Origin of the sequence: Streptomyces sp. NRRL S-337, from assembly GCF_000720175.1 — a bacterium.
GTDB lineage: Bacteria > Actinomycetota > Actinomycetes > Streptomycetales > Streptomycetaceae > Streptomyces > Streptomyces siderophoricus.
Genome location: NZ_JOIX01000040.1, coordinates 1 through 14,230 on the forward strand (window position 1 = coordinate 1; position 14,230 = coordinate 14,230).

Here is a 14,230-nt window from a genome sequence, read left to right on the forward strand (position 1 = left end):
GGTGTTTGGGACGTAAAGCGACAGCAGTCCCAAACACCGGCCCCGCAGGCCCGTCACCGCACCCAACACCCACCCAGCCCGCCGCAGGCGCAACGGCGACCAAGCCCCGCGGCGGAACGGCCAGGTATGTGCGGCGCGCCGCAAAGCGCAACGGCGAGCCGCCCCGCGGCGCAGCAGACAGGTACGTGCGGGGCGCCGCAAAGCGCGCAACGGCGAGACGCCCCGCGGCGCAGCAGACGGGTACGTGCGGCGCGCCGCAAAGCGCAACGGCGAGCAACCCCCACGGCGGGACAGCCAAGTACGTGGGAGGCACCGCAAAGCGCAGCGGCCAGGTACGTGGGATTAAAAAGCGGGCCGCTCAGGGTCCAGTGCGGCCACCCCGTCCCGAGGGGAGGACGCGACCGCGAAGTGTCGCTGCGGGATGCGGCCCGCGCGATGGGCCAGGCGGCCCGCCACCACCGCGTGGCGCATCGCGTGTGCCATGAGGACGGGTTCTTGGGCGCGGGTCACCGCGGAGGCCAGCATGACCGCCGCGCAGCCCAGTTCCATCGCGAGGGCCGCGTCGGAGGCCGTGCCGGCGCCGGCGTCCAGGATGACGGGGACGCCGGCCCGCTCGATGATCAGCTGGAAGTTGTGCGGGTTGCGGATGCCCAGGCCGGAGCCGATCGGCGAGCCCAGCGGCATGATCGCGGCGCAGCCCACGTCCTCCAGCTTGCGGGCCAGCACCGGATCGTCGTTCGTGTAGGGCAGCACCGTGAAGCCGTCGTCCACCAGGGTCTCCGCGGCGTCCAGCAGCTCGATCGGGTCGGGCAGCAGGGTGCGCTCGTCCGCGACGACCTCCAGCTTGACCCAGTCGGTGCCGAGCGCCTCCCGGGCCAGCCGGGCGGTGAGCACCGCCTCGCCCGCGGTGAAACAGCCCGCCGTATTGGGCAGCACCCGGATCCCGTGCCGGTTCAGGACGGACAGCACCGAGCCCTGCACGGTCGGGTCCAGCCGCCGCATGGCGACCGTGGTCAGCTCCGTACCGGAGGCGAGCAGTGCCCGCTCCAGGACGTCGAGGCTGGGCGCGCCGCCGGTGCCCATGATCAGGCGGGAGGTGAAGGTGGTGTCGCCGATGGTGAGGGGGTCGGAGACATCGGTGGAAGGGGTGACGCGCGTCTCGGGGGAGAGGTCGGTTTCGGCCATGGCGGGTCAGCCTCCCTGGACCGCGGTGAGGACCTCGACCCGGTCGCCGTCGCCGAGCGGGGTGGCGGGCCACCGGGTGCGAGGCACCACGACCTCGTTGACCGCGGCGGCCACCCCGGACGGCGCCGAGGACAGGGTCGCGACGAGCCGGTCGAGGGTGAGGCCGCCGGGGATCTCGCGGGGTTCGCCGTTGACGGACACCGAGACGGTGGGGGCGGGGGCACTCATACGGGTTGCTCCTGGAGGAGGCGGGGGCGCGCGGCCTCTGAGGTGGCGGCGAAGCGCGCGGGGCTGAAGGGGCGGGCCTCGTCGGGGAGGCTCCCGGTGGCCAGCAGTTCGGCCATCACGTCACCGGTGACCGGCGTCAGCAGCACACCGTTGCGGAAGTGGCCGGTGGCCAGGTGCAGGCCGGGCAGCTCGGTCGGGCCGAGCAGCGGGGCGTTGTCGGGGGAGCCGGGGCGCAGCCCGGCGCAGGTCTCCACGAGCGGCAGTTCGGTGATGCCGGGCACCAGCTCGTGCGCGTCCCGCAGCAGCTCGTAGACGCCGCCGGCGGTGACCGTGGTGTCCCAGCCCAGCTCCTCGCTGGTGGCGCCGACGACCAGTTCGCCGCTCTCCCGCGGTACCAGATAGAGCGGATTGCCACGGACGACGGCCCGTACGGTGCGCGACAGGAAGGCGGGGGAGCCGGCCGGCATGTCCGGCAGCCGCAGCCGCAGCACCTGGCCCTTGACCGGCCGCACCGGCGGCCGCACCTCCTCGGGCACCCCGGCCAGCCGGCCGCTGAAGCTGCCCGCCGCCAGTACGGTCTGGCCGGCCGACAACCGTGTCCCGTCGGCGAGTTGGGCCCCGGTGGCCCGCCCGGCATCGACCGTCAGCCGCTGCGCGCGGGTGCGGTGGAAGACCACCCCGGCGCGCTCACAGGCCACCAGCAGCGCATGGGCCAGCCGGCGCGGATCGACCTGGTGGTCGCCGTCGACCCTTAGCCCGCCGCGTACGCCGGGGGCCAGCATCGGCTCCAGGCGGCGGCACTCCCGGCCCGTGAGCCACTGGGAGTCCAGCCCCGAACGGGTCTGCAGGGCGTGCAGTTCGCGCAGGTGGGCCCGGTCGTCGGCGTCCAGGGCGACCGCCAGGGTGCCGCACCGCCGGTAGCCGGTCGGCTGCCCGCCGGCCTCCTCCAGTTCCTCGACGAACCGCGGATAGCGGCGGGCCGAGGCGAGGTTGAGGCCCAGCAGGGTCTGCTCGCCGTAGTGGAGCTCGGTGACCGCGGCCAGCATTCCGGCCGCGACGTGTGCCGCGCCGCCGCCCGGTGCGGGGTCGGCCACGGCGACGGTCAGCCCGCGGCCGGCCGCCCGCCAGGCGGTGACCAGCCCGATGATGCCGCCCCCGATGACGAGCACATCGGGGTGGTCGGTGGTTCCTGTGGCAGGTGGATGCATGGGCGTCCAGCCCCTCCCTTCGCCGGCATGACCCGGATCAGGTTCGTACGGTCGGAGGCCGGTCAGCCTCCCTCTCAGCCCGGTACGCCCGGGCTCCCGCGAGTGCGTGCATCCGTCACCCTAATACGGGGCCGCGACGGGCCGTAAGGGAACGCGGGGCCGGTCCGGTGGTCCCGGGGACCCGCGCGGTGATCCGTGACGGTGTGTCAGAGATCTCCTTGCGCGCTGCTGCGAGCCGCGTCGCCGCCCGTCCTAGAGTGATCGGGTGAGCGAGCAGAGCAAGTCCTCCCAGGCCCCTGACCACACGCCGCGCGTGGTGATCGTCGGCGCCGGAATCGCGGGCGTGCAGACCGCGGTCGCCCTGCGGGAACAGGGCTGGCCCGGCACGATCACGCTGATCGGCGACGAGCCGCACCAGCCCTACGACCGCCCCCCGCTCTCCAAGGCGGTCCTGCTGGGCAAGGCCGACGGTTCCGCCTTCGACGTCGACTTCGCCGGACTGAACATCGACCTCCACCTCGGCCGCCGGGTCACCGCCCTGGTCCCGGAGGAGCGCGTGGTCGAGACGGACGAGGCCCGGGTGCCGTACGACCACGCGGTGATCGCCACCGGTGCCGCCCCGATCACGCTGCCCGGCAGTGAGGGGCTGCCCGGCGTCCACCTGCTGCGCACCCTCGACGACGCCGAACGGCTGCGGCCGGTGCTCGCCGCCCAGCACGAGATCGTGGTCGTCGGGGCCGGCTGGATCGGCGCCGAGTTCGCGACCGCGGCCCGGGAGGCGGGTTGCGCGGTCACCGTCGTCGAGGCCGCCGACCGCCCGCTGGCCGGCGCGCTGCCCGCCGAGGTCACCGCCCACATGACCGGCTGGTACGCGGACGCCGGCGCCGAGCTGCGGCTCGGTGCCCGGGTCGCCTCCGTGACCTCCGGGGCGGTCACCCTCGCCGACGGCACCGTGCTGCCCGCCGACGCGGTGGTCGTCGGCATCGGAGCCCGCCCCGCCACCGCCTGGCTCGCCGGCTCGGGCGTCGAGATCTCGGCCGAGGACGGCTCCGTGCTCGCCGACGAGCAGCTGCGCACCTCCGCCCCCGATGTCTACGCGGTCGGCGACTGCGCCTCCTTCCCCTCCACCCGTTACGGCACCCGCCTGCTGGTCCACCACTGGGACAACGCCCTCCAGGGCCCCCGTACGGTCGCCGAGAACATCGCCCGCGCGGGATCGGAGGGGCTGGTCTACGACCCCGTCCCGTACTTCTGGTCCGAGCAGTTCGGCCGGTTCGTGCAGTACGTGGGCCACCACGTGGACTCCGACGAACTGGTGTGGCGCGGCGATCCCTCCGGCGCGGCCTGGTCGGTGCTGTGGCTGCGTGGCGCCGAGGGGCCGGGCGAGACGCCGGCCGGCAAGAGCCCCGCGGGCCGGCTGGTCGCCCTGCTCGCCGTGGGGCGGCCGCGGGACCTCGCCCAGGGGCGCAAGCTCATCGAGCGGGGCGTGGCCCTCGACCGGGAGCGGGCGGCGAACGCGGCGGTACCGCTGAAGGCCGCGGCGCTGTAGCCGACGGGCGGCCGGGGCATCGGGGGCGCCGGGGCACCGCGGGCGCACCGGCGGGCGCGCCGAGAGCGTGTCGTCACTCTCCGGTGTGCCGGAAAGCGCCTGATGGGGATGCCCGGCTACCGGCTGTCAGTGCGAGGTGGCAGGCTTGTCCTGTGACCGAGATTGACGCAAAGATCGATGGACTCGTTCCCGCCTGGCTCACCCTCCCCGACATCGCCGAACAACTCGGCGTCGAGGTGACCCGTGTCCGGCAGCTGGTCAAGGAGGGCCAGCTGATCGCGGTGCGCCGCGGCGAGAACCGGGTGCTCCAGGTGCCCGCCGATTTCATCAAGGACGACAAGGTGGTCAAGGGCCTCGTCGGTACCCTCACCCTCCTCAAGGACGACGGCTTCACCGACGAGGAGATGCTGGAGTGGCTGTTCACCGAGGATGAGAGCCTGCCCGGCACCCCGGCCCAGGCGCTGCGTGAGAATCGCGGCACGGAGGTCAAGCGCCGAGCCCAGGCCCTCGCCGTCTGACGCCCCCGCCGCCGCGGCCGCCCCCGGCAGCCGCGGCGGCCTGTGCAGCCACCTCGATCCGTAACCACCTTTCGGGGCGTACGGACCGGAAGACCCGGTCCGTACGCCCCTCATCTGGGGGGAAGCCGCCCATGAGCACCGCACGACAGGCCCTGTCCGACGCCCGGCTCTATCTCTGCACGGACGCCCGCAGGAAGCAGGGCGACCTCCCGCAGTTCCTGGACGCGGTGCTCGCCTCGGGGGTCGACATCGTCCAGCTGCGCGACAAGGGCATGGAGGCCGGCGAGGAGCTGCGGCATCTGGAGGTCTTCGCGGACGCCTGCCGGCGGCACGGCAAGCTGCTGGCCGTGAACGACCGGGCGGACGTGGCGCACGCCGCCGCCGGCGATGTGCTGCACCTGGGCCAGGGCGACCTGCCCGTCCCGGCCGCCCGCGCCCTGCTCGGCCCGGACGTCCTGATAGGCCGCTCCACGCACGCCGAGGCCGAGGTGGACGCCGCGCTCACCGAAGCGGGCGTGGACTACTTCTGCACCGGCCCCTGCTGGCCGACCCCCACCAAGCCGGGCCGGCACGCCCCCGGCCTGGACCTGGTCCGGTACACCGCGGCCCGTGCCCCCGAGCGCCCCTGGTTCGCGATCGGCGGGATCGACGCCGGCAACCTCGACGAGGTGCTGGCGGCCGGCGCCCGCCGGGTGGTGGTGGTCCGGGCGATCACGGAGGCCGACGATCCGGGCGCGGCGGCCGCCGCACTGGCCAAGCGCATCCGGACCTGGGACGCCTGACGGGCCCCGGCGGGCCGCAAAATGTCCACCCACTGGACATGAACCGGACCAACCAGGCATAACGCCGATGACGGTTGGTGTGTGACCGGCTGCTGGTTAACCTGCCCGTATGGCCCTAGGTACAGCTTCCACCAGGACTGATCGCGCACGGACCGTGCGCGAGCTGCTCGCTTCCGGCAAGCAGTCCTACTCCTTCGAGTTCGCCGCCCCGAAGACCGAGAAGGGTGAGCGGACCCTGTGGAACGCCATTCGCCGGATCGAGGCCGTCTCCCCGACCTTCGTCTCCGTGACGTACGGTGCCGGCGGCACCTCCCGTGACGGCACGGTGCGCGCCACGGAGCGCATCGCCACGGACACCACCCTCACCCCGGTGGCCCATCTGACCGCGGTCAACCACTCCCTCGCGGACCTGCGCAACATCATCGGCCAGTACGCCGACGCCGGGATCCGCAACATGCTCGCGCTGCGCGGCGACCCGCCCGGCGACCCCATGGGCGAGTGGATCAGGCACCCGGACGGCGTCTCCTACGCCGCCGACCTGGTCCGGCTGATCAAGGAGTCCGGCGACTTCTGCGTCGGCGTCGCCGCCTTCCCCGAGATGCACCCGCGCTCGACGGACTGGGACACCGACGTGACCCACTTCGTCGCCAAGTGCCGGGCCGGCGCGGACTTCGCCATCACCCAGATGTTCTTCTACCCGGAGGACTACTTCCGGCTCCGCGACCGGGTCGCGGCGGCGGGTTGCCAGACGCCCATCATCCCGGAGATCATGCCGGTCACGAACGTCCGTCAGATCGAGCGGTTCGCGCAGCTCAGCAATGCCGCGTTCCCGCCCGAACTGGCCGAGCGCATCCTGGCCGTCAAGGACGACCCGGCGGCGGTACGCTCCATTGGGATCGAGTACGCGACCGAGCTGTGTTCGCGCTTGATGGCCGAGGACGTGCCCGGGTTGCACTTCATTACCCTCAACCACTCCACGGCGACTCTGGAAATCTACGAGAATCTGGGGCTGCACCAGCGGCCGTGATCACGGTGGCCGGCGAGCGGCGGAAGAGGGGCGTATATGGGCTGGACGATCCTCTACATCGCGTTCGGTCTGGTCGCCCTGTGGCTGCTGGGCGAGGTGCTGCTCCAGTACAAGGCCCGGCTGCGCTGGCGGTTGCTCGCCTTCGTCGGCTTCCTCGGCGTCGTCATCGGCGTCATCATCCCCTCGGTGATCGTGATCGGCGTCGGTCTGATCGCGTTCGCCACCGGCCAGACCAATGTGACGCTCTCCTTCAAGCGCGGCTTCACCGAGGGCTGGGCGCTGGGCGGCAAACCCGGTGAGAGCCGGCGGCGCCGCGGTCGCCGGTCCGGACCGCCCGCCGCGGAACCGTCCCTGCAGGTCTCCGACGTCGAGGCGGTGCCGCCCGCCGACGGTCCCGGTGGTGGCCCGGCCGACGGTCCGCAGGCCGGCCCCGGCCGGGGCCCGGACACCTTCGAGAGCACCGGGGGCTTCCAGAGTCCCGGCTTCCCCGGGCAGGACGGCTACGGCAGCCAGGACCCGTACGCCGGTCAGGATTCCCTCGCGGGTCAGGACTCCTACGCGGGTCAGGGCTCCTACGCGGGTGAGGACTCCTACGGCTACGCGACCGACGGGTACGGCGCGGGCGGCTACGGCGGTCAGGACCCGTACCAGGACCCGCAGGACCGGAGCGTGTTCGCCACCCAGCCCTTCGACGCCACCACCGTCTACGCGCCGCAGCCGATGCCCGAGGAGACCGGCCAGTACGGCATCTACAGCCCGGACGCCCGAGCACCGCAGAGCGGCGACTACGGCGAGTACGGCGGCTACGACGCATACGGCGCCACCGCGGACGGCACCGCGGGCAGCGGCACCGGGGACGCCAACGGCTATGGCTACGGCGGAAGTTACGGCGCGCCCGCGGCCGGCCAGGACCCCTACGGCGACCCGTACGCGGCCTACGGCGACGGCTCCGGCCAGGCCGGCTACTCCGACCCCTACGGCGGCCAGCAGTACGCCGCGCCCTACGACCCCTACGCCCAGCCCGACCCCTATGGCCAGCCCGACCCCTACGGCCAGGCGTCCTACGGCGGGCAGCAGTACGGCGGCCAGGACCAGCCGGCGGGACAGAACCCCGGCCAGGGCTACGGCGAGACCCCGCCCGGTGGGGTCTGGGTCCCGCAGCAGCGCGGTGACGAACTCCCGCCCGAACAGCCGCCCTACCCGCCCTACCAGCAGGGCTACGACGGCCAGCCCTACCGCTACTGAGCCGGGAGCCGAAGCCCGGTCCTGGCCCGCCGCGGCCCGTCACCGGGTCGCTCCGACCGGCCCCGGCCCGGCCCTACGTGGAGCCGTGCCAGTCGTCGCCGTGCACGATCAGGCCCGCGACGAGCGCCCCGGACATCCCGGCGTGCGCCAGACCGCCGCCGGGATGTGACCAGCCGCCGACCGCGTAGAGCCCCGGTATCCGGGTGCGGTTCCCGGGCCGCAGGAAGCGGCCCTCCTGGCCCGGCAGGGCGGGGGCCGGCACCGCCTCCTCGTCCGCCGGCGGCAGCACCTCACGCCACAGCACCCGCTCGCGCAGCCCCGGCACCGCGGCCTCGGCCACCGCCGTCAGCCGGTCGGCCGCCTCCTCGACGGCCGTACCGTCGAGCCGGTCCACCGGGCCGTGCGGCGCGACCGTCGCGGACAGCGTCACCGCCTCGTGCTCCCCGTCGGGCCGCGTCGTGGGGTCGTCCGGGCGCAGCACCGTCACCGTCGGCCGCGCGCAGGGCGTCCGCGGACCCCCGCTGCCGTCCCCGAACACGCCGGCCAACTCCGTGGCGCGGTCCGCGGCATGGACCACCGTGCGGTGGACCGCGCCGGCCTCGCGGGGCCCGCGCAGCGCCAGACAGACCGTCAGCCGCCCCGGGGCGCGGTCCTCCGGGCCGGTCCGCGGCCGCACCTCGTCCGCGCCGTACGGCTCGCGGCCGCCCAGCAGCCCGGGCAGCCGGGCCGGATCGAGGCCCGCCACCACGAAGGCGGCCTCCTCCAGCCGGCCGTCGGCCAGCTCGACGCCCGCCACCCGGCCGTCCTTCTCGGCGATCCCGGTCACCTCCGCACCGAAGGTGAACTCCACCTTGCGGGCCAGACAGCGCGCGTACAGCGCGTCGGCCAGCGCCCGCACGCCGCCGCGGGGATACCAGCTGCCGAAGGTCTGCTCCATGTACGGCAGCACCGCGGCGCTCGCCGGGGCCCGGCGCGGGTCGAGGCCATACGCCAGCGCATGGCTCTCCAGCAGGGCGACCAGCCGGGGGTCGGCCAGCTCGCGGCGGGCGATCTCGGCGAGGGTGGCCGTCGTCGGCCCCTTGTCGCGCCGGCCGAACAGCCCGCGCCGGCGCACCGCCGGATACGGATCGCGCCCCAGCACCCGCCAGTCCTGCCACAGCGGCTCCTCCAGCAGCGGCCGGCGGGCGGCGTCCCAGGCGTCGCGGGCGCGGCCGACCAGCTCGCTCCAGCGCTCACCGGCCCCCGCGCCCAGCGCCTCGTCCAGCGCCGTGAGGACCCCGGCCCGCGAGGCGTTGGGCAGCGACACCGCCGTACCGTCGGCGAAGACATGGCGGCTCGCGGGATCGACCTGGGACAGCTCCAGGCAGCTCTCCAGCGGCTCGCGGCCGGTTTTGATGAACAGGTCGCGGTAGACCGCGGGCAGATGCAGCAGGCCCGGGCCCGTGTCGAAGGTGAAACCGTCCCGCGCCAGCTGCCGCACCGCGCCGCCGTGCGTCGCGGCACGCTCGAACACCGCCACCCGGTGGCCCGCGACGGCCAGCCGGGCAGCGGCCGCCATCGCGCCCATCCCGGCGCCGATCACCGCAATCCGTGCCATGCCTGCGACTTTATCCGCCGCCACTGACAACGCCGGAACGGGCGGGTGCGGCCGCGGGCCGGCGGCCCGCTCAGCCCGCCGGCGGCACCCCGGCGCCCGCCGCGGCCAGCCGCTTCTCCTCGCGCCGGGCCCGCCGCCGGCGCAGGTACCGGCGGATCCGCGACCACAGCATGACGATCACCACGATGCCCGTGAGCAGCAGCAGGGCCGCGAGGGACGCCGCGATCACCGGATGGAACACCGCGAAGACCACGATCCCGGCCACGCCCAGGTCCTCCAGCAGGCTCAGCACGATGTTGCTGGCCGGCTCCGGCGAGGTGTTCACCGCGATCCGGGTGCCCGCCTTGACCAAGTGGCTCAGCAGCGCCGTGGAGCCGCCCACCGCGCCCGCCGCCAGCTCGGGCAGCGACCCGTCGTGCCCGGCCAGCAGCGCCGCCACCACGCCGCCCGCGACCGGCCGGACGACCGTGTGCACCGCGTCCCAGACCGAGTCGACGTAGGGGACCTTGTCGGCGATCGCCTCGACCAGGAAGAGCACCCCGGCCACGATCAGCACGTCGGGGCGCTGCAGCGCGGCGGGCACGTCGTCGGTGACGCCGGCGGTGCCGAGCAGGCCGAGGAGCAGGACGACGGCGTAGGCGTTGATCCCGCTCGCCCAGCCACTGGTGAAAACCAAGGGAAGTACGGACACGCCGCAGATGGTAGGCCGCCCGTGGGGCCCGGTGCTCAGTTTTGAGTATCCGTACTCAGACGGCCAGATGAGTAGGTACGCGGATGGGCGGACTGCCCCCCGGACGGAAGAGTGGGGGCCACGGAAGGGAAGCGGCGCCGCACCGCCGACACGGGGCGGCGGAGCGGCGCGGCTCCCGGACGTGACGGGGGAAGACGGGGGAACGACGGGGGAGTACGGGGGCTCCACGGGGGAGCACGGGGGAAACGCCGCCCTGGTCGGATCGACGGGGGAACGATCCGCGCCAGGGCGGCGCACTCTCCGGTGCGGGCCCGCGGGGGAACACAAAGGAGTGCGCGCCGTACCTGACCAATACGGCGCGCACTCGTCCATTTCTGCGGTCGGTCCGCAGCTACCCGCGGCCGTCGTGGCCGGTCGTCACGGCCCTTCCGCGGAACGGCCGCTGACCCGGCCCTGCAGCAGCCGCGACAGCGCGGCGTGCACATCGTCGATCGACCGGTCCGGCTGGTACGACTGCCAGTCCAGGGCCGCCACCAGGACCATCCCGAACAGTGCCGAGGCGGTCAGCGGAATGTCGATCTCCTCGCTCAGCTCCTCCTGCTCGACCGCCTCGCGCAGCACGTTCTCCACGACCGTGATGGCCCGTTCCCGCACCACCATCAGCGTCGACTGCCAGGCGCGGTTGGTGCGCCACAGCTCGGCGACGTAGAGCTGGGTCAGTGCCGGGTAACGGGAGATGAAGTCCAGACCGGCCCGGATCATCGCGTCCAGTGCGTCGATCCGGCTGCCGCCCCGGTCGGTGACCTCGTCGGCGGCCGCCTGCAAGGAGGTCGCCAGCAGCTCTATGCCGTGTCGCAGCAGCTCCTCGAAGAGAACGTTCTTGCTCGCGAAGTTGTAGTAGACGGTGCCCTTCGCGACCCCCGCCCGTTCGGCGATCTCGTCCACCGTGGTGGAGGAGAAGCCCTGTTCGGCGATGAGTGTGACCGCGGCTTCGAAGAGCTTGCGCCGGGTGGCGTCGCGGCGTGTGTTGGAGCTGTCCATGGAGGGGATTGTGCCGCTCTCCGGGGTGTGCGTGCTCACAGGCTCAGCTCCGGGTGGAGGTCCTTCATCCGGACCACCTGGCGGCCACGGGCGGTCAGTGAGGTCAGCAGGAGCGCGCCGACGGTGAAGGCCGCCAGTATCGCACTGCCCTGCCATACGGGCGCGAGGTCGCCGCCGGTGATGAGCCGGCGCAGCCCCTCCACGATGTAACTCATCGGCAGATACGGGTGGATGGCGCCGAAGAAGCCGGGGCTGGTCTGCACCGGGTACGTGCCGCCGGCCGAGGTCAGCTGGAGCATCAGCAGCGCCAGCACCAGGATCCGGCCGGCCGGTCCGAACTGTGCGTTCAGCCACTGCACGATCGCCGAGAAACAGGCCGTGACCAGCACCAGGAAGCCGAGCGTGCCGGCCGCCCTGGCCATCTGCAGGCCGAGCCCGAAGTGCAGCACGGACATCAGAGCCGCGGTCTGCAGCACACCCACGCCGGCCACCGGCAGCCAGCCGGAGACCGCCACCCGCCAGGAGGAGGCGCCCATCGCCAGCGCCCGCCTGTTGAGCGGCTGGATCAGCATGTACGCCACCATGGCGCCGACCCACAGCGACAACGGGATGAAGTACGGCGCGAAGCCGGTGCCGTAGTTGGGCGCCTTGTGGGCGGCGCCGGAGGCCAGCTGCACCGGGTCGGACATCACCAGGGTGCGGGCGTCGCGCTCCTTCTTGCCGTAGTCGGGGATCTGCCTCGCCCCGTCGTTCAGCCCGCCGGCCAGCTTCTGTGAGCCGTCGGAGAGCTTGAACATGCCGCCGTCCAGGGTTTGCGCGCCGTCCTTGAGCTTGCCCACCCCGGAGTCGAGGTCCTGCATCCCGGCCGCGGCCCGGCCCGTGCCGTCGTGCAGCTGGTGCGCCCCGTCGTTCAGCCGGTCCGCGCCGGCGGCGAGCTTCGCATTGCCCGCGGCCAGCTTCCGGGCGCCCGCGGACACCTTGTGGGCACCGTCGTTGAGGTCGTTGATCTTCTTGACCGCGGCGTCCATGTCGGCGCCCAGGGTGGGGCCGCGCTGCGCCAGCTCGCTCGCCAGGCAGTGCAGGGTCTCCAGGTCCCGGCCCAGCCGGTCGAGGTTCTTCTGGTCGTGGACGTAGCCGCTGACCTCCTCGGCCTTGTCCGCCGCGGTGGCCGCCTGGTCCTTGATCCGCTTCAGCTCGGCGCAGGAGGTGTCGAGGGTGACCCCGCTCTCACAGCGCAGCCGGTAGTAGGTGGCGAGATGGTCGGAGATGCCGCGGGAGAGCTTGGCCCCCATGGAGGCCGCCGCGGGCAGCTTGTCCAGGTGGTCGTGGACCGCCTGCGAGCCGTCCGCGACGAGCCGGGCGGCCTCGCCGATCTCCTTGCCGTGCGCCCGGACGAACGGTCCCACCTTGCCGACGACGCCGTTGACGGTGTCGGCCAGTTGCTGCGTCCCGTCGGCCACCTGCCCGGCGCCGTCGGCCAGTTGGCGCGAGCCGTCGGCGGCCGTGCCGGCGCCGCGGGCGAGGTCGCCGCTCCCCCGGGAGAGCCGCCCGGCGCCCGCGTTCAGGTCACCGAGGCCGGTGACGAGCCTGCCGCTGCCGTTCTTGGCGCTGCCCAGACCGTCGGCCAGTTTGCCGGCGCCGTCCTCGGCCTGCCCGATGCCGTCCTTGAGCCGGTCGGCGCCGTGCGCGGCCTGCTCGGTCCTGCCGTGCAGCGTCGAGAACGAGACGAAGATCTTGTCGAGGAAGGTGCGCGACGACTTCGCCGAGGCCGCCGCGCGCACCTCGGAGAACACCGTCCGGGAGATCTGCCCGACGATGTAGTTGTTCGCGTCGTTCGTGCGCACCTTGAGTGCGCCGGTCTCCGGGTGGTCGCCCGAACTGGAGGCGATCCGCCGGCTGAAGTCCTTCGGGATGGACAGCGACAGGTAGTACGTGCCGTCCTCGACGCCCCGGGCGGCCTCCGCGGCGCCCACCGGGTGCCAGTCGAAGGTGTGGCTGTCCGCGAGGCCGTCGACGATGCTGTCGCCCGCGGAGAGGTGCTTCCCGCCGGCCTCGGCACCCTTGTCCTCGTTGACCAGCGCGACCGGTATCTTGTCCAGCCGCCCGTACGGGTCCCAGAAGGACCACAGGTAGAGCGCGCCGTACAACAGCGGCAGGAGCAGCAGTGCGGCCAGTGCGGCGCGCGGCAGCTTCCCCCTCCCGAACCGCTTCAGCTCAAGCGCGGCCAGCCTCGGCGAGCGCATCGGCCGCCCCCTCCTCGTCGTCCTTCGCCTCGCCGTCGCCGTCCCCGGCGGACGGCTCCCCGGGCTCCTGTGCGGGGGGCCGTGCGCCGGTGTCCCGCCCGTCTGCGGCGTCCTGCCCGCCGGCCCGCTCCGGGCGGTTGCCGGTCCGGACCAGCACCACGTCCGCGCCGTCCCCGGGCGGCTCGCTGCACACCGCGAGGACGGTCGTGCCGGCCGCGGCGATGCCGCGCAGCATCTCCCAGGCGGCGGTGCGCTCCTCGGCGGACAGCTTCAGGTCGGTGTCGTCGACGGCCAGCAGCCGGGGCCGGCCGATCATCGCGAGCGCCACGGAGAGCCGCAGCGCCTCCAGCCGCTCCAGGTCGCGCACCGACGTACGGATCCCCTTGGGCAGTGCCGCGAGGTCGAGCCCGGCCGTCGCCAGCGCGTCGTCCACCAGGGCGCGGGCCTCGGCCCGGCGCTCCCGGCGCGGCCGCAGCAGGGCGCGCAGCGAACCGCCGAACCGGCCCTGCAACAGGGCGCGTTCGCGCAGGTGCTCACCTACGGTCAGGGCAGGTTCGAGATCGGCGATCCCGGGCACATGCGCGAGTGCGGTGACCGACCGGACCGCGGCCTTCTTCTTGGGCAGCGCCAGCCCGCCGATCCCGGCGGTGCCCTCGGCGGACTTCATCCGGCCGGTGAGTGCGAGCAGCAGGCACGTACGGCCCGAGCCCGACGGGCCCTGTACGGCGATCAGCGAGCCGGGGCCGGCCGTGATGTCGACGTTCCGGAACGCCCAGCCGCGGGGGCCCTTGACCCCGAACCGCTCGGCCGTGAGCGCCGCCCCGTGCGGGGTGCTGTCCACGATCCCCTCCCTTGCACTGACTGGTCAGTGCAAAAAGTATGCAGCATCCCACCCCGCGTTCCGCAAGGGGGTCCG

General features: G+C 73.5%; 13 protein-coding genes and 1 riboswitch. Of the genes, 5 read left to right on the forward strand and 8 right to left on the reverse strand.

Going from position 1 to position 14,230, the window contains the following annotated elements; genetic code table 11:
- Positions 1-342: 342 nt before the first annotated feature.
- From IG62_RS0125190 to thiO, 3 genes are all read right to left on the reverse strand, one after another.
- On the reverse strand, positions 343-1,185 hold the full coding sequence (locus IG62_RS0125190) for a thiazole synthase (RefSeq protein ID WP_051798549.1): 843 nt from the start codon (positions 1,183-1,185) through the stop codon (positions 343-345).
- A 6-nt stretch (positions 1,186-1,191) separates the two neighbouring features.
- Entirely contained in the window at positions 1,192-1,413 is a 222-nt protein-coding gene (gene thiS / locus IG62_RS0125195) for a sulfur carrier protein ThiS (protein WP_030415488.1), read from the reverse strand.
- Complete coding sequence (thiO, locus tag IG62_RS0125200) at positions 1,410-2,621, reverse strand: glycine oxidase ThiO (protein ID WP_199812526.1); 1,212 nt, start codon at positions 2,619-2,621, stop codon at positions 1,410-1,412. Before thiO ends, thiS begins: the two co-directional genes overlap by 4 nt.
- Positions 2,619-2,731: riboswitch (TPP riboswitch) on the reverse strand. (Overlaps the previous gene by 3 nt.)
- Before the next feature lie 155 nt (positions 2,732-2,886).
- On the opposite strand from thiO, the gene IG62_RS0125205 reads away from it, so the two are divergent.
- The 5 genes from IG62_RS0125205 (at position 2,887) to IG62_RS0125225 (ending at position 7,742) form a co-directional block, all read left to right on the forward strand.
- On the forward strand, positions 2,887-4,170 hold the full coding sequence (locus IG62_RS0125205; RefSeq protein ID WP_030807598.1) for an NAD(P)/FAD-dependent oxidoreductase: 1,284 nt from the start codon (positions 2,887-2,889) through the stop codon (positions 4,168-4,170).
- 152 nt (positions 4,171-4,322) lie between these two features.
- Positions 4,323-4,688: an Rv2175c family DNA-binding protein gene (locus IG62_RS0125210; RefSeq protein ID WP_030807602.1), complete on the forward strand. Its 366-nt coding sequence runs from the start codon at positions 4,323-4,325 to the stop codon at positions 4,686-4,688.
- A gap of 131 nt (positions 4,689-4,819) precedes the next feature.
- Positions 4,820-5,470 carry a thiamine phosphate synthase gene (thiE, locus tag IG62_RS0125215; RefSeq protein WP_030807605.1) on the forward strand — a complete coding sequence of 217 codons (651 nt, stop codon included), beginning with the start codon at positions 4,820-4,822 and terminating at the stop codon, positions 5,468-5,470.
- A 109-nt stretch (positions 5,471-5,579) separates the two neighbouring features.
- A complete protein-coding gene (gene metF, locus IG62_RS0125220) occupies positions 5,580-6,497 on the forward strand; it encodes a methylenetetrahydrofolate reductase [NAD(P)H] (RefSeq protein ID WP_030807608.1) in 918 nt (305 codons plus the stop codon).
- Between the two features lie 36 nt (positions 6,498-6,533).
- A complete protein-coding gene (locus tag IG62_RS0125225; protein WP_030807610.1) occupies positions 6,534-7,742 on the forward strand; it encodes a hypothetical protein in 1,209 nt (402 codons plus the stop codon).
- A 73-nt stretch (positions 7,743-7,815) separates the two neighbouring features.
- Here IG62_RS0125225 and IG62_RS0125230 read toward each other — a convergent pair whose 3' ends face one another.
- The 5 genes from IG62_RS0125230 to IG62_RS0125250 form a co-directional block, all read right to left on the reverse strand.
- Entirely contained in the window at positions 7,816-9,339 is a 1,524-nt protein-coding gene (locus IG62_RS0125230) for a phytoene desaturase family protein (protein ID WP_030807613.1), read from the reverse strand.
- A 70-nt stretch (positions 9,340-9,409) separates the two neighbouring features.
- Positions 9,410-10,030: a DUF4126 domain-containing protein gene (locus IG62_RS0125235; RefSeq protein ID WP_030807616.1), complete on the reverse strand. Its 621-nt coding sequence runs from the start codon at positions 10,028-10,030 to the stop codon at positions 9,410-9,412.
- Positions 10,031-10,447: 417 nt separating this feature from the next.
- A complete protein-coding gene (locus IG62_RS0125240) occupies positions 10,448-11,071 on the reverse strand; it encodes a TetR/AcrR family transcriptional regulator (protein ID WP_030807619.1) in 624 nt (207 codons plus the stop codon).
- 35 nt (positions 11,072-11,106) lie between these two features.
- Complete coding sequence (locus IG62_RS49645; protein ID WP_030807622.1) at positions 11,107-13,314, reverse strand: YhgE/Pip domain-containing protein; 2,208 nt, start codon at positions 13,312-13,314, stop codon at positions 11,107-11,109.
- Complete coding sequence (locus IG62_RS0125250) at positions 13,286-14,155, reverse strand: ATP-binding cassette domain-containing protein (protein WP_030807625.1); 870 nt, start codon at positions 14,153-14,155, stop codon at positions 13,286-13,288. Before IG62_RS0125250 ends, IG62_RS49645 begins: the two co-directional genes overlap by 29 nt.
- Positions 14,156-14,230: the final 75 nt, after the last annotated feature.